This window comes from Tistrella mobilis KA081020-065 (genome assembly GCF_000264455.2).
In the GTDB taxonomy this organism is placed as follows: Bacteria; Pseudomonadota; Alphaproteobacteria; order Tistrellales; family Tistrellaceae; genus Tistrella; species Tistrella mobilis.
The window spans coordinates 742,624-760,902 of sequence record NC_017956.1 but is presented as its reverse complement, the minus strand read 5'-3'; the positions used below and the strand labels follow the sequence as shown (position 1 = coordinate 760,902).

Here is an 18,279-nt window from a genome sequence, read left to right as displayed (position 1 = left end):
TCCCATGGAATTCATCGACCTCCTGATCTCCGCCGGTCTCTGGGCCACGGTGCTCCGCATCGCGACCCCCCTGATCTTCGGCACGCTGGGCGAGCTGATCTGTGAACGGGCCGGCGTGCTCAATCTCGGCATCGAAGGCATCATGACCATGGGCGCCATGGTCGGCTGGATGGCGGTTTTCCAGGGCGCCGATCTCTGGACCGGCCTCGCGGTCGCGGCTGCGGCCGGCCTGCTGGTCGGCCTGCTTCACGGCCTGCTGACCGTGCCGCTCGGCCTGTCGCAGCATGTCACCGGCCTTGGCATCACCATGCTCGCGACCAGCCTGTCCTATTTCGCCTATCGCCTGCTGCTGCCCGAGACCACCACCCCGCCCTCGATCACCCCCTTCGCACCGCTGGGCGACGGCTGGTGGCAGGCGGTGCCCTGGCTGGGCGAGGTGATCGGCCAGCAGACCGCGCCCACCCTGCTGGCCCTGGCCCTGGTCGCGCTGGTCGCCTGGGTGCTCTACCGCACCCCCGCCGGCCTCGCGGTGCGGATGGTGGGCGAGAACCCGGCCGCAGCCGATGCCCAGGGCATTTCGGTCACCGGCGTGCGGCTGGCAGCCGTGATGGCCGGCTCGGCGCTGATGGCGGTGGGCGGCGCCTTCCTGACGCTGTCCGCCTTCAACGCCTTCTTCTTCAACATGATGGGCGGACGCGGCTGGATCTGCATCGCGCTGGTGGTCTTCGCCTCGTGGCGGCCCGGCAAGGCCCTGCTCGGCGCGCTGCTCTTCGCCTTTTTCGATGCCGTGCAGACCCGCCTGCAGCAGATGACCGGCGGCGCCCTGCCCTATCAGCTGTTCCTGATGCTGCCCTATCTGCTCAGCATCCTGGCGCTGGTGGTGATGTCGCGCCGTGCCGCCTATCCCCAGGCACTGATGGTGCCCTTCCGCAAGGGAGAACGTTGAGCCATGTCCCTCGACCTGTTGATCCTGAATGCCCGCCTGCCCGAGGGCGGCACGCCCGTCGACATCGCAGTCAGGGACGGGCGGATCGTCGAGGTGGCGCCCGGCATCGCGGCCCGCGGCACCCCGGCTGCCGAGACCATCGACGCTGCCGGCAACCTGGTCTCGCCGCCCTTCGTCGATGCCCATTTCCACATGGATTCGACCCTCTCCTACGGCATGCCGCGGATCAACCGCTCGGGCACGCTGCTCGAGGGCATCGCGCTCTGGAACGAACTCAAGCCCGAGCTGACCCATGAGGCTCTGGTGGAGCGGGCGCTCCTCTATTGCGACTGGGCGGTCGCCCGGGGCCTGCTCGCCATCCGCAGCCATGTCGATGTTTGCGATCCGCGCCTGCTGGCGGTCGATGCGCTGCTTGAGGTGAAGGCGAAGGTCGCCCCCTATATTGACCTGCAGCTGGTCGCCTTCCCCCAGGACGGGCTTTATCGCCGGCCGGGATCGGAAGACCTGCTGATCGAGGCGCTGAACCGGGGTGTGGACGTGGTCGGCGGCATCCCGCATTTCGAGCGCAGCATGGCCGATGGTGCGGCAAGCGTCCGCCGGCTGTGCGAGATCGCGGCCGAGCGCGGCCTCAGGGTCGACATGCATTGCGACGAAAGCGACGACCCGCTCTCGCGCCACGTCGAGACGCTCGCTTATGAAACCCAGCGGCTGGGGCTGCACGGCCGGGTGACCGGCTCGCACCTCACCTCCATGCATTCCATGGACAATTACTACGTCTCGAAGCTGATCGCGCTGATGGCCGAGGCGGATCTGGGCGCCATCGCCAACCCGCTGATCAACATCACCCTCCAGGGCCGTCACGATACCTATCCCAAGCGCCGGGGCATGACCCGGGTGCCGGAATTGATGGCGGCCGGGCTGACCGTCGCCTTCGGCCAGGACTGCGCCATGGACCCCTGGTATCCGCTGGGCTCGGGCGACATGCTGAGCGTCGCCGCCATGGGTCTGCATGTCGCCCAGATGACCGGGCTCGACCAGATGCGGAGCTGCTTCGACGCCGTCACCACCAACCCGGCCCGACTGCTGGGTCTGGAAGGCTATGGCCTGGCCGCCGGCTGCCGCGCCGACATGGTGATCCTGGATGCGGGCGACCCGGTGGAGGCGCTGCGCCTCAGCGCCACCCGCCTCTCTGTGATCCGGGCCGGCCGCGTCATCGCCCGCACGGCCCCCGCCGAGACCACGCTGATGCTGGGCGACGAGACCCGGACCACACGGTGCCGGCTGGGGCGGGGCTGACACTGTCGGCCTGATCAGCGCCCTTCCCATGTCGTCTTCACCGGCGGCGTGGCACGCACAGGGGGACCGCTCTATATTCGTAAGATGAGGGCGACAGACAGGGAGTCTCAGGGTCTCATGGTCGCATCCCGCAAGCAGAGTTCGGCTCCGCCGTCCGAGACAACCGGCCTGCGCGGCCATGTGAGCGAGACGGGGCGGCTCCAGCTTCCCGCAGAATTACGTCGTGCCGTCGGCCTCGAACGGGGCGGGCCCGTGCGGCTTGAAATCGTCGATGGTTCGATCAGGATCCAGACCATGAAGGACGTGAAGGAGCACATCCGGGCCCTGGCACGCGACAGCGGCCTGAGCGACAAGGCCAGCGTTGCCGATTTCCTGAACTGGCGAGAGAAGGAGCGTCAGCAGGAAACGGGCGAGGCGGACGACGCGTGATCGTCGTCGACGCCTCCGCAATCCTGGCCGCCATCCTCGGCGAGACGGGTGGCGATCGTGTTTTCGATCACCTCGACGATGCGCTGGTCAGTTCGGTCAATGTCGCCGAGGTCTATACCTATGCGACGGTCAATCGTCTTCCCGTCGGCGCAATCGACGCATTTTTCACGGAAACCGGGATCAACGTCGTCGCCTTCGATCACGCGCAGGCCGTGCTGACCGGGCAGCTGGCGGACATCACCCGCAAGAGCGGGCTGTCGCTCGGCGACCGGTCCTGTCTTGCCCTCGCAAAACTGCAGGCGGCCGAGGTGCTGACCGCCGATCGGGCTTGGCAGCGATTTTCTGACGCACTCGGGCTGACGATCACGCTCCTCAGGTGACGTCTCAGGTCGCCGCACTCCGGTTCTGCGCCGCGCGGGCGCGGGCGATGCTTTCGAAGGTTTCGAGCAGGTCGGGGTCGCGGCGCATCAGCCGGCGGAAATCATCGGCATCCAGGAAGAGCAGCTGGCAATAGCCGAGGGCGGCGATCTCGGCGCTGCGCGGGCGGTTGTCGAGCAGGGCCATCTCGCCGAAGAAGTCGCCGCGGCCGAGCCGGATGCGGCGATCCTCGATCCGGACCTCGACGGCGCCCGACGAGATGAAATAGACGCCGTCGCCCTTGTCCCCCTGCCGGAAGATCACCGTGCGCGGCAGCACGAAGACCGGCCGCAACAGCTGACGCACTCGGGCCCGCAGCTCGTCGCCGAGATCGGCGAAAAGCGGCAGGCGGCGCATCAGTTCGTCGGTGTCGAGGCCCAGATCCAGCCGGGGCAGGTCGTCCCGGCGCGACTGCGCCCGGGTGACGCCCCGATAGAGATCGTCGTAGAGCTCGGCATCGAGCAGGCCTTCCTGGGCGAGCGTGTCATAGCGGGCAAGCTCGTGCCGTTCGGCCATCCGGGCCAGGAAACGCCGCTCCAGCGCCTCGGCGTAATCGGGATACTGCAGGCGCATGGCGTCGAGCGCGCCCGCCACCTGTCGGGCGCGGCCGTCGAGCATATCGGCGATCAACTCGGCGATGCGCCGGCCCAGCATCGGCCGGATCCGCTCGTCGACATAGGGCCGCAATTCCTGGATCGCGAGGCGGAAGGCGAGCAGCATCTCGAAACGGTTGGCGAGCCGGCGGGCGAGCGGCCGGTCCATGCGCAGCCGGCGGTGCAGCCAGTAGGCGAAGCGGAAGCCGCGTTCGAAATCGAGCGCGGTGCGCACCACGCGCATATAGCCGAGACGGCCTTCATTGCGCCCGCCTTCGAGCAGCGCTTCGGTCAGCCGCAGCAGTCGGTCGACGGTGGCGGTGGACAAGGTCCGCCGGTCGTGAAGGTCCAGGATCAGGCCGCGCTCGCGCACCGCCAGCGCCACCAGCCCCACGCCCAGACGCTCGCGATCGGCGATTTCGGCCTCGACATCGGTGTCGCTGGTCACCTGATCGGCGCGGCGGGCATAGGACTGGGCGATCTCGCGCACCACGCTGGGGCTGACGTCATAGCGCCGGCCGGCCTCTTCGACCGCGCCGCGGACATCGGTCAGCGACAGGGCCAGAACCTGACGGCGCAGCACCTCGCCCACCGGCGACAGCCGGTCGAGCCCCAGCCACGAGATCAGCGGCCGGAGCGTGGTGCCGTTCACGAACAGGGTGAAGAGCACATAGCCTGTGGCGGTCACAGCCACGAAACGCTTGAGGCCGTCGGAGAGGCCCGGCGCCTCGACGACGCCGAGGGCCAGAACCAGGGTCAGCGCGCCGCGCAGCCCGCCCCAGAGGATCACCGCCCGATAGCGATGGGTCACCCGGGTGGACAGCTTCAACATGCTGAGCACCGGCAGCAGCAGCCAGAGGGTGATCGCCCGGCCGATCAGCGCGAAAAGCGCCAGCGCCAGGATGGTCAGCACGTCGTAGAGATCGACATCCGCCATCAGCCGCGGCACCACCAGGGCGGCGAGCACGAAGATCATCGACCCGGCCCAGAAGGCGATCTGATCCCAGACCGCCAGCAGATGGCGCCAGTTTTCGGGCGAGATATGCGCCCGGCCCTGGGCCGAGACCACCAGCCCCGCCACCACGGCCGCCACCACACCCGACACACCGATGCCGTATTCGCCGGTGACGAAGATGATATAGGCCGCCGCCACGGTCAGCGTCGCCTCGGCCGGCTTGATATCGTCCAGGAGCGGCAGCAGCATCACGACCAGCCGCCCCGTCAGGGCGCCGAACAGGGCACCACCGATCAGGCCGATGCCCAGATCGCTCAAGGCCTGCCAGGCCATGTCGGCATTGGGCTCTTCGATACCGGTAGCACGCGCGGTAACCAGCGCCCCCATCAGCACGGTGAACAAGGCGATGGCGGTGGCATCGTTGAGAATGCTCTCGCCTTCGACCAGCCGGGTCAGGCGGCCGGGGGCGCCGATATCGCGGAAGATCGCGACCACCGCCGCCGGATCGGTGGTGGCCACGATCGCGCCGAGTAGCAGGCAGCCCAGGATCGGCACGCCGAACACCGCCGAGAGCCCGAGGCCGATCGAGGCGGTGGTCAGCACCACCGCCACCACGGCGAGCAGCAGGATGGGGGCGATGTCTTCCACCAGCCGCCGCACATCGATGGTGAGCGCCGTCTGGAACAGCAGCAGCGGCAGGAAAATGGTGATGACCGTCTGGCTCTCGATCCTGAGATAGACGACGGCACGGGCGGCTTCGTTGAAGACGTCGGTGAAGGAGGTGAAGAGCAGAAAGGCCGCCAGCGCTCCGATGGCCACGCCCACGGCCGCCAGCAGCACGTTGGATGCCACGCCGAGGCGGCGGGCCAGCGGTTGTATCCCTGCAATGATGACCAGCAGAACGGCGAGCGTCAGTACCAGTCCCGTAATTCCGCCCGTCGTCACCCGTCGCTCTCCCCCGTCAGCCGCCCGAACGCCGCCGGATCATAGCAGAAACCGGCCGGCACCGCGGTAACCAGTCTGTGACGGCTCGTGCATCACACATCCGGACCGAGGTTCCGTCAGGATGCGGTCCCGATGCCATAGGCCATAATGCCGCCGAGCGTCAGCCAGGTGGAGGCATCGACCAGGCTGCCCGGATCGGGCGGAGCGACACCGCCCGCCACCAGATCCAGATCCTCGTCGTCGAATTCGAGATCGTCGGCACCCGCCCGCCGCCCGGCCATCGCCGGCACCCGTTCCGGCAGAATGATATCGATCAGCCCGGGTTCGGCATCGATCACGTCGACGACCAGCCCGGCCGCCATCTCGACCCCCTGCGCCCTGAGGGTCGCAACGGGTGCCACCCGCAGATCGGCCCGGAAGACCGGATCCGTCGCCGCCCGCCACATCGCGGCCTCAAGCGGCCCGAGCCCCGCCGGTACGGGCGCATCGGTGAAGGGCGGCAGGGTCAGCAGCAGCCGGCCGCGCCGCGGCCTGTGGACCCTGAGCTGCGCGCCTTCAGGCAGCAGGATCCCCATGGTAGCAAGCGCCGTGGCCGGGTCCGAAAGAAAGAGGTCGTGATAGCCGTCATCGGTCACCGCACGCGCCAGGGCGGCGCGCAGCACATCCGGATCCGGCAGGACGAGTGGCGGGACGGTCATGTGGCACCCCGGCGCGGGCGGTGATGGCGAATACAGAGGCAGGCGAAGAATGAGGCATCGGCCGGAAGGGCGCCCCCCGCACCGACATGTGACCATGGCAGTGTATTATGGGGTGCGGCCAGAGATCCCGTGTCGCCGATCAATCGCGGTTAATCGCATCCCGCGGCAGTGGCCGCTTCAACTCTTGCAGGGCCGCGAGAAGACCTGCATCGTCGTCCGGCAGACAGATGATCCATATGTGCCTCGAGGTGACATGCATGCCAAGTCCGCGCCGCTATCCGGAGGCCGCTCTCTCCCGCTACCTGGACAATGGGATCAACGCAGTCCACGGCTGGCTCGACGGCTTCAGCGCCAGGGCAATCGCAAGGCTTGGTGAAGCGCAGGCCGATCACGGCGTCGCCGGTGCGGTGGCCGAGATCGGCGTCCATCGCGGCAAACTGTTTCTGGTGCTGCAGCTCACCACCCGGGCCGATGAACAAGGGCTGGCGATCGATCTTTTCGAGCAGCAGGAGCTGAACATCGATCGGTCCGGGCGTGGAGACCGGTCCCGGTTTCTCGAAAACCTTCGCAAGCATTGTGGTTCGGAGGATGGGGTGGTGGTCCGCGCCTGCAGCTCCACCGATGTCGCGGCCAGCGAGATCCGGGCGACAGTCGGTCCTGTGCGCCTGTTCAGTGTCGATGGCGGCCATACCGAGGCGCTCACGGCGAACGACCTCAAACTGGCGGCCGACTCGCTTGCCGAAGGCGGGATTGTGGTCCTCGACGACCACTTCAACCCCTATTGGCCGGATGTCGCCGCCGGCCTCGGTCGGCACATCTTCGTCGACCAGTCGCCACTGCGCCCCTTCGCCATCACCCCGGGCAAGGTCTTCCTCTGCGCCCCGGAATGGTCGGAGACCTGGCGCGGCGTCCTGACCGCGGCCTTCCCGACCTCATTCGAGAAGCAGGCCGAGATGTACGGCGCGTCCGTAGCCATCCTTGGTATCGGCCGGTTTTCCATGCGCGCCGAGACTGAACGCCATGTGATGCAGCTCAAGGCCTTCGTGAAGACACGGCCTTCTCTCGCGGCCTGGGCTTTGAAAATCATGGGCCGCGAGAAATGACCATCTGCGGGGACCCGGCCCGCACACCGGCTGCCGTCACCGCATGGTCGACGGCAGCCAGAGCGCGATGTCGGGCCAGATCATGACCAGGACCAGGCCGATCACCATCAGGAACACATAAGGCGCGACGCCGCGGATCACCTCGCCCATCGGCGCCTTCGCGACCGCCTTGATGGTGAACAGGTTCATGCCCACCGGCGGCGTGATCAGCGCCAGTTCCAGGTTGATGGTCAGCAGGATGCCGTACCAGATCGGGTTGATGCCCAGATGGGCCATCACCGGCAGCACCACCGGCGTGGTGATCAGGATGATCGAGATCGTCTCGAGGAACATGCCGAGCAGCGCGATCAGCACCATCATCGCGATCAGGAAGCCGGCAACGCCCACATCCCAATGGACCACCAGCTCGACGATCTGCTGCGGCACGCGCATCTTGGTCAGCACATGGCCGAAGACGCCCGCCGCCGCCAGGATCATGAACAGCATGGCCGAGGTGCGGACCGAATCCATCGCCGACGCCCAGAGATCGCGCAGGCCGAAATTGCGATAGATGACGGCCGAGACGACCAGCGCCGCCAGCGCACCGGCCGCCGCCGCCTCGGTGGCGGTGAAGACGCCCGCATACATGCCGCCCAGCACGAAGACCGGCAGCGACAGGGCCCAGCCGGATTTGCGCAGCGCCCGGCCCATCTCCCACAGAGAGGCCCGCGGCTGACGGAGCGTCCCGCGATCGTTGACCGCACACCAGACGGCGAAGAGCACCGCGATCATCAGCCCGGGCAGAATGCCCGCCATGAACAGGCCGCCGATCGAGGTGTCGCTGATCACGCCATAGAGCACCATCGGCCCCGAGGGCGGGATCAGAATGCCGAGCGTGCCGCCGGCCGCCACCACCCCATAGGCGACGCGCGGCTTGTAGCCGTAATGGATCATCTGCGGGATGGCCACGGCCCCCACGGTCAGCGCCGTGGCGATGCTGGAGCCCGAGATGGCCGCGAAGATGGTGCAGGCGAAGACCGTGGCGATGCCGATACCGCCGGGCAGGTGCCGCAGCAGGGTATGGGCGGTGCCATAGAGATCGTCCACCACCCGGCCGCGGATCATGATATGGGCCATCAGGGTGAAAAGCGGGATCGCGACCAGCAGATAGCTGTCCAGCTGGCCGAACACCACCTCGCCGAGTGCCCCCAGATCCCCCTGGGTTACAAGCAGCAACCCGCCGGCGAACAGGCCGAGGCCGGTGAAGACCGGCAGGCCGGTCAGCAGCACCAGCACCACACCGACCAGGATGAGCAGGAAGGTCATGGACGCAGGCCCCCCTCTCCCGGTGCCGCGGGCGTGCCCGGCTCGTCGATCGGGGACAGCCCGGCCGCCATGCGGGCAAGGCCGCCGAGGGCGCCCAGCACCAGCAGGATGCCGCCGATCCCGACGAAGGCCTGGGGATATTCCATCGGCATGGCCAGATAACCGGTCGAGACGATGCCGATCATCCGGGTGAAGGAGACCATTTCCCAGGCCTCGATGATCAGGATCACGCCGACGATGCCGACGGCGACCAGCCCCGCCGCGGCGACCGCGGCCCCGGCCCGGCGGCCCAGCCGCTGGGTCAGCACGTCGACCGAGATGTGCTCACCGCGGCGCAGCGCATCCAGCGCCCCCAGCATCACGATCGCAACCAGGCCGTAGCCGACCAGTTCATCGGTCCAGACCACCGGCCGGCCGGCGAAATAGCGCTGCACGATCGACCAGCAGATCAGCACGAAGGCCGTGAGCAGCATCACCGCCGCGATCCCGGCGGCCAGAAGCGAGATCAGGCGCACCACCCGGTCGAAACCGAGCAGCAGGCGGGCGAGACCGCCCGCGACCACCGGGGATGGTGGCGGCGGGCGGTGACCGGTCGGTTCATGCGACATCGGCCGGGAGCGTCCCCTTGTCTTCCCCGCTCAGAGCGCGTTGACGAGGTCGACGAGCTTCGCCGCATCGGGGCTGGACGCCTTGAAGGCCTCCATGACCGGCGGCTGCATCACCGCTTCGAAAGCGGCCGCCTCTTCGGGGGTCTGGACATGGATGGTCATGCCCTTCTCCTGAAGCTGACGGATCGCATCTTCAGCGGTCTTCTCGGTCAGCGGGATCGACGCCGCCTCGGCCGACTGCGCGGCATCGTCGACCACCTTGCGCAGCTCCGGCGCCAGGCCGTCATACCAGGACGGGTTGACGTAGAGATGGAAATAGACGCTGAAGAAGGGCGAAACCGTGCCGTATTTCTGCACTTCGTAGAACCGGCGGCTATACGCGGCCGACACGTCGGTCAGGCCGGCATCGATCACGCCGGTCTGCAACGCCTGATAGACTTCCGAGCCCGGCATGGCCGCCGGTGCAGCACCGGCAGCGATCAGCCCTTCGTCGACCAGCTTGTTCAGGCCGCGGATCTTGATGCCCTTGAAGTCGTCGACCGCGACCAGCGGCTTTGCGGCCGAGGTAAAGATCGACTGGCGGGTGGTGTAGAACCAGGCGATGTTGCGCACGCCCTTTTCGAGCAGCTTCTGATCAAGCAGCTCTTCGGCGGGCGAGCCCGGGAACTTCTCGATCCGCTCCAGCTTCGTGAAGAAATAGGGCAGCGTGACGACGTTCATCTCGGGGATGGTGTTGCCCCACTGGAAATTCGTCGACACTGCCGCCTCGACCTGGCCGCGGGCCACGGCCGGGTGATTCTGATTGGCCTTGTAGGCCTGCTCGGCCCCGAAGATCTGGACGTCGATGGCGCCGTTGCTCTTCGCTTCGACATCGGCCGCGAACTGGTCGATCAGCTGCGCGATGTGATGCGCGGGCGGCAGCTGGTGGCTGATCCGCATCACCACCGGATCGGCGGCATCGGCGCCCTGGCCGGCGACCAGTGCCACGGCGAAGGCCGCCGCAGAAAGAAGCCCCGCGAGATGCTTGCGCAGCGGCCGCTTTGCGGCAGACAGCCGGGTGTCGGCAGGCGTGGTCATGACGTTTCGTCTCCCCTTGGATCGTCTCGTTGATCGTCTGAAATGAGGGCCGGTCACGGGTCCGGCCTCATGCGGGCCGGTTACCGCCGCCCCGTCGTCAATCCGCCTCGGTCCCATCGAGGACGGCAAAACCGCGTACCGCGAAGCCGCGGCGCTGTGTCTTCAGGGCATCGAGCAGCCGGTCGCGACCATGGCGGACATGGGACTGGATGGCAGCGGCCGCCGCCTCTCCATCCCCGGCCTTGACCAGCTCCACGATCCGTTCATGTTCGATGAAGGCACGCTCCCGCCCGCCGGTCGACCAGATCTCCAGCCAACGGCCGCGGGCGATGCGGGTCATCACATCGTCGATCGCGCGTACGAAAAAGGCGTTGCCGGCAAGCCGCGCCAGCTCGACATGGAAAGCGATGCCGATGTCGAACCACTCGTCGCTGGAGGTGTCCCGGACCTCGGGCAGGATCAGCGGTTCGATACCCGACAGGTCGAGCGCATCGGCGCGCGCGGCGGCAAGCCGCACGACCGTGGTCTCGATGGTCTCGCGGAAGACATAGGCCTGCTCGATTTCACCGATATCGATCGGCGTCACCACATAGCCGCGGCCCTGGCGCTGCACCAGCCCCTCGCCCTCCAGCCGGACCAGAGCCGAGCGCACCGGCGTGCGCGACGCCGCCAGCCGCCCTTCCAGCCAGCGTTCCGAGATCGCCTCACCCGGCCGCAATTCCACGCCCAGGATCGCATCGCGCAGCGACTGGTAGACGGATTGGGTCTGGGTCAGGCTGGGGCTGCGGTCGCGTGTCGCGGTCATCGGGGTCCGGGTTCGCTGGGGGCGTTGCTCAGAGAGTGGTATACCATCTGCCGGTCGCGCAAGGGAATTCGCCGGAGGACCGGCGATCCCTTGCCCGCGCAGAGGAGCAGAACGAGATGCGGATCATCGATCACGAGGTCTTGCGTGCCGCGGCAGCGGCGCTGATCGAGGCGGGCGGCAGCTCGCCCGAAGAGGCAGGCGTCGTCGCCCGCCACCTGGTCGAGGCGAACCTCGCCGGCCATGACAGCCATGGTGTGGGCATGATCCCGCGCTATCTGCAGAATGCCGCCGCCGGCGTTCTCCACCCGGGCCGCACGGGGCGGGTCGTGGCCGATGCCGGCGTCATGATCGTGATCGACGGCGAACAGGGATATGGCCAGGTGATCGCGAAAGCCGCCACCGAGACGGCGATCGCCCGCGCCCGCGAGACCGGGGCCGCCGTGCTGGCGCTGCGCAACTGTCACCATATGGGCCGGATCGGCAGCTATGGTGAGCAGGTGGCGGCCGCCGGCCAGGTGGGGCTGATGTTCGTGAACGTCACCGGCTCGCCGTCGCTGGTGGCGCCGCATGCGGGGTTCGACCCGCGCTTTTCCACCAACCCGATCTGCCTGTCCTTCCCCGGCGCCGATGGTGCGCCGCCGGTGATCTTCGACGCGGCCACCAGCGGCGTCGCGCTCGGCAAATGCCGGGTGGCGATGAACAAGGGCGAGCCGATGGCGGAGGGGCTGCTGATCGATGCCGAGGGCCGGCCGACCACCGATCCGGGGGTGATGTTCGCCGAGCCCCAGGGCGCGCTGCTGCCCATGGCCGGCCACAAGGGTTACGGGCTGGCCCTGTTCTGTGAACTTCTGGCCGGCGCGCTCACCGGTGCCGGAACCTCCCAGCCCGGCAATCCCCGCTCCGACGCCATCCTGAACAGCATGTTCGCGATCGTGATCGAACCCGGCCGGCTGGTCGACACCGCCTGGCTCGCGGCCGAGACCCGCGCCCTGCTCGACCACATGCGATCCTCCCGCTCGGCCCCGCGGCAACCGGTGCTGATCCCGGGCGAGCCCGAGATCGCCGCCCGCGCCGCCCGGCGGGCCGGGGGCATCCCGATCGACGACACTACCTTCGGCCAGCTGCGTGCGGCCGGGCTGGCGGCGGGAATGTCCGCCGCGCGGCTCGATGCGCTTGGACTCGACCTTCAGCCATAGGCAATCATCCGTCCCTCGACCGCGACCCAGCACCAGAGGGCAAGCGACACCGCCGCCTGAATGCGGAGCCCCGGCGGCATTTGCCGGCCGGGCTCCTGCCAGGCGGATCGACGCAGCCAGATGGCATGCACCAGGCCGGCATTCATCACCCCGGCCAGGATCAGCAGAAGCTTCAGCCGGAAGCCGTCATGCTTCGCCAGTGCCGTCGCATCGGCGGCAAACATGGCAATGCCCGAGGCGATCAGCAGGACCAGTCCCAAGCCCGCAGCCGGCACCATATAGCGTATCATCGCCGCTACCGGCAGGGCACGCACCGCTCCCAACAGACGGAGATCGAGCAGGCCGATACAGCCGATCAGCAGGACCAGCCCCGCCAGATGAACCAGATTTGCGAGCGGGTAGGCGAGAATGGATCCGCGCATGAACGTGCCTGCTGCCGAGGCCTCGACAGCCGCCGCGGTGAGCTCCGTCAGCACCCCCGCCATCAGCGCAGTTCGATGGTTTTGCCTTCAGCCGTGATGCGCTCGGCCCGGATTTCCGGGGTCCCATCCTTGCGCGGATAGCCCTCCACCGTCACTTCACGGCCTTCGGCAATCATGTCGGCCGAAAGCCCACGGGCGGTCATGCGCGACGGGGGCGCCAGAACCACGCTCCAGAGCGCGCCCTCGTGCCGGATTTCGAGAGAGCCATGGGGGTTGCCATAGGTTGATGAGACCACCGGCCCGGTGACGACCATGGGCCTGGAGGCATCGTAGCTGCTCCAGCCATGGTGAGCATAGGCGACGGCGGGAATGGCGAGCGCAAGGAAGGCGGCCGCAGTTGCGATGCGCATGAAACGTCTCCCCGATTGAGCGGCACAAGCTGTCGTGACGCGGTGCACTGCCCGGGATGTGGTTGACGCGGCCTGTGGCGCCCAGCATCGGCATGAACGGGCTGTGGCCTTTCCCACAGCCTGAAAACGACGAAACCCCTTGGTTTCCCAAGGGGTTTCGATGGTGGACGCGACAAGGATTGAACTTGTGACCCCCACGATGTCAACGTGGTGCTCTACCGCTGAGCTACGCGTCCATGTCCGCACCGCATGGGGCTTGTCTGCACCCGGTGTCGGTGTGGGCGTTCATATAACGCAGCCCGAAAGGCCGTGCAAGCCCGGAAATGCAGCCCCGTGACGGTTCCGTGTCGCCGCCCCGGGAATGCGCCGGCGCCGCAAGGTGTTGCCCATGCGACGCGGACATGACCGCCCTGTGCCGCGCGAGCCGGTCGCGGGGACCGAATGGCATGACATGGGGGGCGGAATGCCGTATTCATGTGGGCCTGGATCGATGCGGCACCCGGATGGGACCGGGCAGCGGGCATCGGCGGCAGATCGGGGGACAAGACCGACCGATGGCCGATTTGGGCTTCGATACGGAAGACCGCCTGGAGATGGCGGGGGCAGCGACGACCGGGACCGGGTTCGACGACTGGGTCGATCCGGCGGTCGAGGTGCTGCGCCCGGCCGAGCTCCGGCTGCCCTTCGTCTTCGCCTCGCCCCATTCCGGGAACTGCTATCCCGCAGGCTTTCAGGCCTCGTCGAAGCTCGATCCGCTGACGCTGCGCAATTCCGAAGACGCGTTCGTCGACCGGCTGTGGGCCGCCGCCCCGGCGCTGGGGGCGCCGCTGATCCGCGCGCGCTTCCCCAGGGCCTATGTCGACGTCAACCGCGAGCCCTGGGAAATCGACCCGCAGATGTTTGCCGATGCGGTACCGTCTTTCGTCAACGCCACGTCCCGGCGGGTGATGGGAGGGCTCGGCACCATCGCGCGCGTCGTAACCAACGGCCTGGAGATCTATGGTCGCAAGCTGTTCTGGGCTGAGGCGGAGCTGCGCATCGCCCGCTACTACTTCCCCTATCATGCGGCGCTGAAGGCGACCATCGAAGAGGTGCGCAGCCGGTTCGGTGGCGTGCTGCTGGTCGATTGCCACTCCATGCCTTCGGTGGGCGGGCCGATGGATCACGATCCGGGCGACCGGCGGGTGGATTTCGTGCTGGGCGACCGTTTCGGCGCCGCCTGCGCCCCCCGGGTGATCGATGCCGCCCAGCAGGTGCTGGAGGGGATGGGCTATAACGTCGCCCGCAACCGGCCCTATGCCGGCGGCCATGTGACCGAACATTACGGCCGCCCGGTCACGGGCGTGCACGCCCTGCAGGTCGAGATCAACCGCGCCCTCTATATGGATGAGAGCGTGGTGGAGCCGCTGCCGGAGTTGGCGCGGGTCGCCGCCGACCTCACCCTGCTGATCGAGACATTGGGTCGCGACAGCGCCCTGCTCGCCGCCCTCGGCGTGGAACGACGAGGCTGACCGCCGCGGTTCGCCGGCCCTCTGCCGCCGTCCCGGCACCCCGGCATCCCTTGCGGATGCCCGCTCATGGGTCCGACCGTCGCCCGCGGTCGGCTCCGCTGCCAGCCTCGACGCATTTCGAAGGGCGCCCCGATCAGATGGCCGTGCTCACCATGCCCAAACCCGATCGTCATCCGCTTCCCCAACCCGGGGTCGTCGTCCGCGACGCCACCGAGGCCGATATGGCCCAGGTGCATGCGATCTACAGCTATTACGTCTCCAACACCACGGTCAGCTTCGAACTGGCGGCACCGGATCTGAACGAGATGCGGGCCCGGCGGCTGGCGGCGCTGGATCGCGGCCTGCCCTTTCTGGTCGCGGTCGAAGCGGGCGAGGTGAAGGCCTTCGCCTATGCCTCACCCTTCCGGATGCGTGCCGCCTATCGTTTCACGGTCGAGAACTCGGTCTATGTCGGCCGGGGCCAGACCGGGCGGGGGCTGGGGCGGGCGGTGCTGGCCGAACTGGTCCGGCGCTGCACGGCGGCGGGTTTCCGGCAGATGGTGGCGGTGATCGGCCATCCGGGCAATCCGGCCTCTCTGGCGCTGCACCAGGGGCTGGGCTTCACCCATGCGGGCGAATTCAAGGCGATCGGCTACAAGTTCGGCCGCTGGATCGACGCGATCATGCTTCAGCGCAGCCTGGGCGAAGGCTCTTCCACCGCGCCGGAAGATTGAGCCCGGACTCTCAACCCGAAATTCGTTTCATTTGAAACTTTCTCGGCTTGAAAAAGCCGCGGGACGCACGCAGACTCGTCCTCAAACGCCCCCTTCAACGGTGCGACGAGGACTTGACGACCATGACCCAGGGTTATCGCGACCACGCGGCAGAGATCCGGGACGACTTCACCAGGGATCAGCATTGGGAGAAGCTGACCCAGGAGGAGCACGCGATCTGGCGCTTTCTGTTCGAACGCCAGGCCCGGATTCTGCGCGACCGGGCCGTTCCGGCCTTCATCGACGGGCTTTCAGGCCTGGGCATTGCCGCAGACGGCGTGCCGGAATTCGAGCGCCTCTCCGACGTTCTGGAAAAGACCACCGGCTGGCGGATCGTCTGCGTGCCGGGGCTGGTACCGGACGACGTGTTCTTCCGCCACCTGTCGGAACGCCGCTTCCCCTCCACCAGCTTCATCCGCACCCGCGAGCAGCTGGACTATCTGCAGGAACCCGACGTTTTCCACGACATCTACGGCCATGTGCCGCTGCTGATGAACCCGGTTTTTGCCGATTACATGCAGGCCTATGGCCAGGCCGGGCTCAGGGCCGATGCCCGTCACTGCCTGCACAATCTGGCCCGGCTCTACTGGTACACGGTGGAGTTCGGCCTGATCGCCACGGATGACGGCCTGCGCATCTACGGATCGGGCATCGCCTCGTCGAAGGGGGAATCGATCTATGCGCTGGAGGATCGGCGCCCCAACCGGCTGGGCTTCGACCTGCGGCGGGTGATGCGCACCCGCTATCGCATCGACGATTTCCAGGAGACCTATTTCGTCATCCGGTCCTTCGAAGAGCTGTTCGAAGAGACCGCGCAGGACTTCCAGCCGATCTATGACGAGATGGCCAGCGCCGGCGACTATGGCCCCGGCGACGTCCTGCCCGAGGACCGGCTGTACCAGCCCAACCCACCGGGCGCCGAAGCCGCCTGACCACCGGGCCATCGGCAGCTTTGCACCCCGTCATCCCCCGGATGACGGGGTTTTGCATAGGCACATTTCGCAAGTGCAACACAAGTCTGACCACCTCGCCCCAGCCAGAGGTCCGGACAAAAAAAAGGCCGTACCAGCAATCTGATACGGCCCAAGTCTAGGGAGGAAACGCCCAAGAAGATGGGCAGCATCACCAGACGCGAAGCGTCTTATGACGCACTGCAATATATACGCTGCGACGCAGCAGCGGTCAAGAGGGAATTGTAATCGGTTTCACACGCGCGAAACGGGCCTTCGCATTTGCGAAATCACAGACCCGCCGGCCCTTCGCGACGCACCATCGAGACAAAAAAAAGGCCGTACCAGCAATCGGTACGGCCCAAAGTCTAGGGAGGAAACGCCCAAAAACTGGGCTGCAACAGCGGCGCCGCCAAGCGCCCGTTACAGGCATGAAGATACGTTGCGGCGCACAAACGGTCAAGGGCCTTCTCGGGTGGAATGGACAAAAAACGCCGGGGAGGTCCAGGAATTCCGGGGGGTTATGCCGGTGCCGCATGCCCTGCATGCCAACCGGGCATCTGTGCAGGTGCAGCACGAACATCTTCCGACCTGATACGCGTCAGACGTCCGGCGCAAAAAAAAGGCCGCGCCAGCAGACTGACACGGCCCTAAGTCTAGGGAGGAAACGCCCAAGGATCTGGGCAGCGGCCGCGAACGCCTGAGCGTTCACCTGCCGCGCTGCAACATATAGAGCCTGCCCGCGAATGAGGCAAGAAGATTTCGTGCCTCGATATTGAGCAGCAGCTCTGCAACCGCCTCTCCCGACGGTTGGCACGGGATTTGAAAGAACGGAGCTGCACCGGCAGCCCCGCTGCAGCCCCTCCAACGCCACCCGGATCCGCCGATCATGTCCGAGACCCCCCGCCCGACCAGCCCGGAACGCCCCCGCCATGCCGCACGCCGCGGCGCGGTGCTGACCGCCATCCTCGTGGCCGGATTGGCAGCTTTCCTGGGCTCCGCCCCCGCCCGGGCCGGTGGCGACCCCGACGGAAAGGCCCGGGACTGGATGCTCTGCGACCAGGCCATCTCGGCGGCGGAGCGTCGCCACGGCCTGCCCGACGGGCTTCTGGCGGCGATCGCCCTGGCGGAATCGGGCCGCTGGAGCAAGGAGCGCTCGGCAAGAACTGCCTGGCCCTGGACCATCTATGCCGAGGGCCGAGGCCGCTACCTGCCGAGCAAAGCGGCTGCCCTGGCGGAGATCCGCGGCCTGCGCGCCAAAGGGGTCCGGAACATCGATATCGGCTGCATGCAGGTGAACTTCCACTTCCATGGCGAACAGTTCGACGACATCAACCAGATGATCGATCCTGCCTACAATGCCGACTACGCCGCCCGCTTTCTGAAAGATCTCCAGGGCGAGACCGCGACCTGGACCGAAGCGGTCGGCTTCTATCACAGCCGCACGCCTTCCAACTCCAAGCCCTACCGCAACCGGGTGCTGGATTTCTGGCTGGAGCGCAACGGCCATGCCCCGGCCGGCTCGGCTTCGGGCAAGCGCACGCCGGCGATCACGACCGCCGCCGAGGATGCCGCACAGCGCCAGGCACCGGCGGCTGACGAGACCCAGCTTGCCGCCGCCGACATGGCGCCCGAGACTGCCGGCGCTGACGACGCACCGGGCGCCATCGCCCCCCGCCCCGCCGCCCCGCGGGTGCATATGCCCTCTCCCGCCCGCGGCGCCACGCTCGGCCCCGTCACCAGTTCGACCCGCGGGGTCTATCGTGCACCCAGCGGTCAGGTTCTGCGCATGATGCGCCCCAACGGGGCGATCGGGCTGAACTAACGTTCCGCCACGAAAAACCCGCACCCGCCAAAAGGC

Annotated in this window: 18 protein-coding genes and 1 tRNA gene; 10 read left to right on the top strand and 9 right to left on the bottom strand. The window is 67.4% G+C overall.

Going from position 1 to position 18,279, the window contains the following annotated elements; translation table 11 throughout:
- Nucleotides 1–4 precede the first annotated feature (4 nt).
- The 4 genes from TMO_RS03420 to TMO_RS03405 all read left to right on the top strand — a co-directional run bounded on the left by TMO_RS03420 (nt 5) and on the right by TMO_RS03405 (nt 3,051).
- Nucleotides 5–946: an ABC transporter permease gene (locus tag TMO_RS03420; RefSeq protein WP_014744192.1), complete on the top strand. Its 942-nt coding sequence runs from the start codon at nt 5–7 to the stop codon at nt 944–946.
- A gap of 3 nt (nt 947–949) precedes the next feature.
- Nucleotides 950–2,242, top strand: coding sequence for an amidohydrolase family protein (locus TMO_RS03415; protein WP_014744191.1), 1,293 nt, complete (start codon nt 950–952; stop codon nt 2,240–2,242).
- Between the two features lie 117 nt (nt 2,243–2,359).
- Nucleotides 2,360–2,671: an AbrB/MazE/SpoVT family DNA-binding domain-containing protein gene (locus tag TMO_RS03410; protein WP_014744190.1), complete on the top strand. Its 312-nt coding sequence runs from the start codon at nt 2,360–2,362 to the stop codon at nt 2,669–2,671.
- On the top strand, nt 2,668–3,051 hold the full coding sequence (locus TMO_RS03405) for a PIN domain-containing protein (protein ID WP_014744189.1): 384 nt from the start codon (nt 2,668–2,670) through the stop codon (nt 3,049–3,051). The genes TMO_RS03410 and TMO_RS03405 overlap by 4 nt, the downstream gene beginning before the upstream one ends.
- A gap of 4 nt (nt 3,052–3,055) precedes the next feature.
- On the opposite strand, the gene TMO_RS03400 is transcribed toward TMO_RS03405, so the two are convergent.
- Both TMO_RS03400 and TMO_RS03395 read right to left on the bottom strand, forming a co-directional pair.
- A complete protein-coding gene (locus TMO_RS03400; RefSeq protein ID WP_014744188.1) occupies nt 3,056–5,581 on the bottom strand; it encodes a cation:proton antiporter in 2,526 nt (841 codons plus the stop codon).
- Nucleotides 5,582–5,697: 116 nt separating this feature from the next.
- Nucleotides 5,698–6,279, bottom strand: a complete 582-nt coding sequence (locus TMO_RS03395; RefSeq protein WP_145978055.1) for a hypothetical protein — start codon at nt 6,277–6,279, stop codon at nt 5,698–5,700.
- A 257-nt stretch (nt 6,280–6,536) separates the two neighbouring features.
- Here TMO_RS03395 and TMO_RS29000 point away from each other — a divergent pair, with 257 nt between their 5' ends.
- Complete coding sequence (locus tag TMO_RS29000; RefSeq protein WP_051045294.1) at nt 6,537–7,382, top strand: class I SAM-dependent methyltransferase; 846 nt, start codon at nt 6,537–6,539, stop codon at nt 7,380–7,382.
- Nucleotides 7,383–7,418: 36 nt separating this feature from the next.
- Here the strand turns inward: TMO_RS29000 and TMO_RS03385 are convergent, their stop codons facing one another.
- From TMO_RS03385 to TMO_RS03370, 4 genes are all read right to left on the bottom strand, one after another.
- A complete protein-coding gene (locus TMO_RS03385) occupies nt 7,419–8,687 on the bottom strand; it encodes a TRAP transporter large permease (protein ID WP_014744185.1) in 1,269 nt (422 codons plus the stop codon).
- Nucleotides 8,684–9,295 (bottom strand): TRAP transporter small permease, encoded by a 612-nt coding sequence (locus TMO_RS03380; RefSeq protein WP_014744184.1) that lies wholly within the window; start codon nt 9,293–9,295, stop codon nt 8,684–8,686. Before TMO_RS03380 ends, TMO_RS03385 begins: the two co-directional genes overlap by 4 nt.
- Nucleotides 9,296–9,325: 30 nt before the next feature.
- On the bottom strand, nt 9,326–10,372 hold the full coding sequence (gene dctP, locus TMO_RS03375; RefSeq protein ID WP_014744183.1) for a TRAP transporter substrate-binding protein DctP: 1,047 nt from the start codon (nt 10,370–10,372) through the stop codon (nt 9,326–9,328).
- Between the two features lie 97 nt (nt 10,373–10,469).
- The gene (locus TMO_RS03370) at nt 10,470–11,177 is read right to left on the bottom strand and encodes a GntR family transcriptional regulator (protein ID WP_014744182.1); all 708 of its coding nucleotides are present in this window, start codon (nt 11,175–11,177) and stop codon (nt 10,470–10,472) included.
- Nucleotides 11,178–11,293: 116 nt separating this feature from the next.
- Between TMO_RS03370 and TMO_RS03365 the strand changes: the two genes are divergently transcribed.
- Nucleotides 11,294–12,373: a malate/lactate/ureidoglycolate dehydrogenase gene (locus TMO_RS03365; protein ID WP_014744181.1), complete on the top strand. Its 1,080-nt coding sequence runs from the start codon at nt 11,294–11,296 to the stop codon at nt 12,371–12,373.
- Here TMO_RS03365 and TMO_RS03360 read toward each other — a convergent pair.
- The 3 genes from TMO_RS03360 to TMO_RS03350 form a co-directional block, all read right to left on the bottom strand.
- The gene (locus TMO_RS03360) at nt 12,364–12,795 is read right to left on the bottom strand and encodes a DUF6644 family protein (RefSeq protein ID WP_014744180.1); all 432 of its coding nucleotides are present in this window, start codon (nt 12,793–12,795) and stop codon (nt 12,364–12,366) included. The two genes, TMO_RS03365 and TMO_RS03360, sit on opposite strands and share 10 nt — an antisense overlap.
- Before the next feature lie 62 nt (nt 12,796–12,857).
- Nucleotides 12,858–13,205, bottom strand: coding sequence for a DUF6152 family protein (locus TMO_RS03355; RefSeq protein ID WP_014744179.1), 348 nt, complete (start codon nt 13,203–13,205; stop codon nt 12,858–12,860).
- Nucleotides 13,206–13,366: 161 nt separating this feature from the next.
- A tRNA-Val gene (locus TMO_RS03350) sits at nt 13,367–13,441 on the bottom strand.
- 318 nt (nt 13,442–13,759) lie between these two features.
- Between TMO_RS03350 and TMO_RS03345 the strand changes: the two genes are divergently transcribed.
- The 4 genes from TMO_RS03345 (at nt 13,760) to TMO_RS28995 (ending at nt 18,243) form a co-directional block, all read left to right on the top strand.
- The gene (locus TMO_RS03345) at nt 13,760–14,716 is read left to right on the top strand and encodes an N-formylglutamate amidohydrolase (RefSeq protein WP_014744178.1); all 957 of its coding nucleotides are present in this window, start codon (nt 13,760–13,762) and stop codon (nt 14,714–14,716) included.
- Nucleotides 14,717–14,853: 137 nt separating this feature from the next.
- Nucleotides 14,854–15,429: a GNAT family N-acetyltransferase gene (locus tag TMO_RS03340; protein WP_014744177.1), complete on the top strand. Its 576-nt coding sequence runs from the start codon at nt 14,854–14,856 to the stop codon at nt 15,427–15,429.
- A 122-nt stretch (nt 15,430–15,551) separates the two neighbouring features.
- Nucleotides 15,552–16,400 (top strand): phenylalanine 4-monooxygenase, encoded by an 849-nt coding sequence (gene phhA, locus TMO_RS03335; RefSeq protein WP_014744176.1) that lies wholly within the window; start codon nt 15,552–15,554, stop codon nt 16,398–16,400.
- A gap of 907 nt (nt 16,401–17,307) precedes the next feature.
- Entirely contained in the window at nt 17,308–18,243 is a 936-nt protein-coding gene (locus tag TMO_RS28995) for a transglycosylase SLT domain-containing protein (protein WP_014744174.1), read from the top strand.
- The last annotated feature ends 36 nt before the right edge of the window (nt 18,244–18,279 follow it).

What these genes read in the sequence shown, in the direction of transcription:
- TMO_RS03420 (WP_014744192.1), top strand. Translation starts at nt 5, where the DNA reads ATGGAATTCATCGACCTCCTGATCTCCGCCGGTCTCTGGGCCACGGTG.
- TMO_RS03415 (WP_014744191.1), top strand. Translation starts at nt 950, where the DNA reads ATGTCCCTCGACCTGTTGATCCTGAATGCCCGCCTGCCCGAGGGCGGC.
- TMO_RS03410 (WP_014744190.1), top strand. Translation starts at nt 2,360, where the DNA reads ATGGTCGCATCCCGCAAGCAGAGTTCGGCTCCGCCGTCCGAGACAACC.
- TMO_RS03395 (WP_145978055.1), bottom strand. Translation starts at nt 6,279, where the DNA reads ATGACCGTCCCGCCACTCGTCCTGCCGGATCCGGATGTGCTGCGCGCC.
- TMO_RS29000 (WP_051045294.1), top strand. Translation starts at nt 6,537, where the DNA reads ATGCCAAGTCCGCGCCGCTATCCGGAGGCCGCTCTCTCCCGCTACCTG.
- TMO_RS03385 (WP_014744185.1), bottom strand. Translation starts at nt 8,687, where the DNA reads ATGACCTTCCTGCTCATCCTGGTCGGTGTGGTGCTGGTGCTGCTGACC.
- TMO_RS03380 (WP_014744184.1), bottom strand. Translation starts at nt 9,295, where the DNA reads ATGTCGCATGAACCGACCGGTCACCGCCCGCCGCCACCATCCCCGGTG.
- dctP (WP_014744183.1), bottom strand. Translation starts at nt 10,372, where the DNA reads ATGACCACGCCTGCCGACACCCGGCTGTCTGCCGCAAAGCGGCCGCTG.
- TMO_RS03370 (WP_014744182.1), bottom strand. Translation starts at nt 11,177, where the DNA reads ATGACCGCGACACGCGACCGCAGCCCCAGCCTGACCCAGACCCAATCC.
- TMO_RS03365 (WP_014744181.1), top strand. Translation starts at nt 11,294, where the DNA reads ATGCGGATCATCGATCACGAGGTCTTGCGTGCCGCGGCAGCGGCGCTG.
- TMO_RS03360 (WP_014744180.1), bottom strand. Translation starts at nt 12,795, where the DNA reads ATGCGCGGATCCATTCTCGCCTACCCGCTCGCAAATCTGGTTCATCTG.
- TMO_RS03355 (WP_014744179.1), bottom strand. Translation starts at nt 13,205, where the DNA reads ATGCGCATCGCAACTGCGGCCGCCTTCCTTGCGCTCGCCATTCCCGCC.
- TMO_RS03345 (WP_014744178.1), top strand. Translation starts at nt 13,760, where the DNA reads ATGGCCGATTTGGGCTTCGATACGGAAGACCGCCTGGAGATGGCGGGG.
- TMO_RS03340 (WP_014744177.1), top strand. Translation starts at nt 14,854, where the DNA reads ATGGCCGTGCTCACCATGCCCAAACCCGATCGTCATCCGCTTCCCCAA.
- phhA (WP_014744176.1), top strand. Translation starts at nt 15,552, where the DNA reads ATGACCCAGGGTTATCGCGACCACGCGGCAGAGATCCGGGACGACTTC.
- TMO_RS28995 (WP_014744174.1), top strand. Translation starts at nt 17,308, where the DNA reads ATGTCCGAGACCCCCCGCCCGACCAGCCCGGAACGCCCCCGCCATGCC.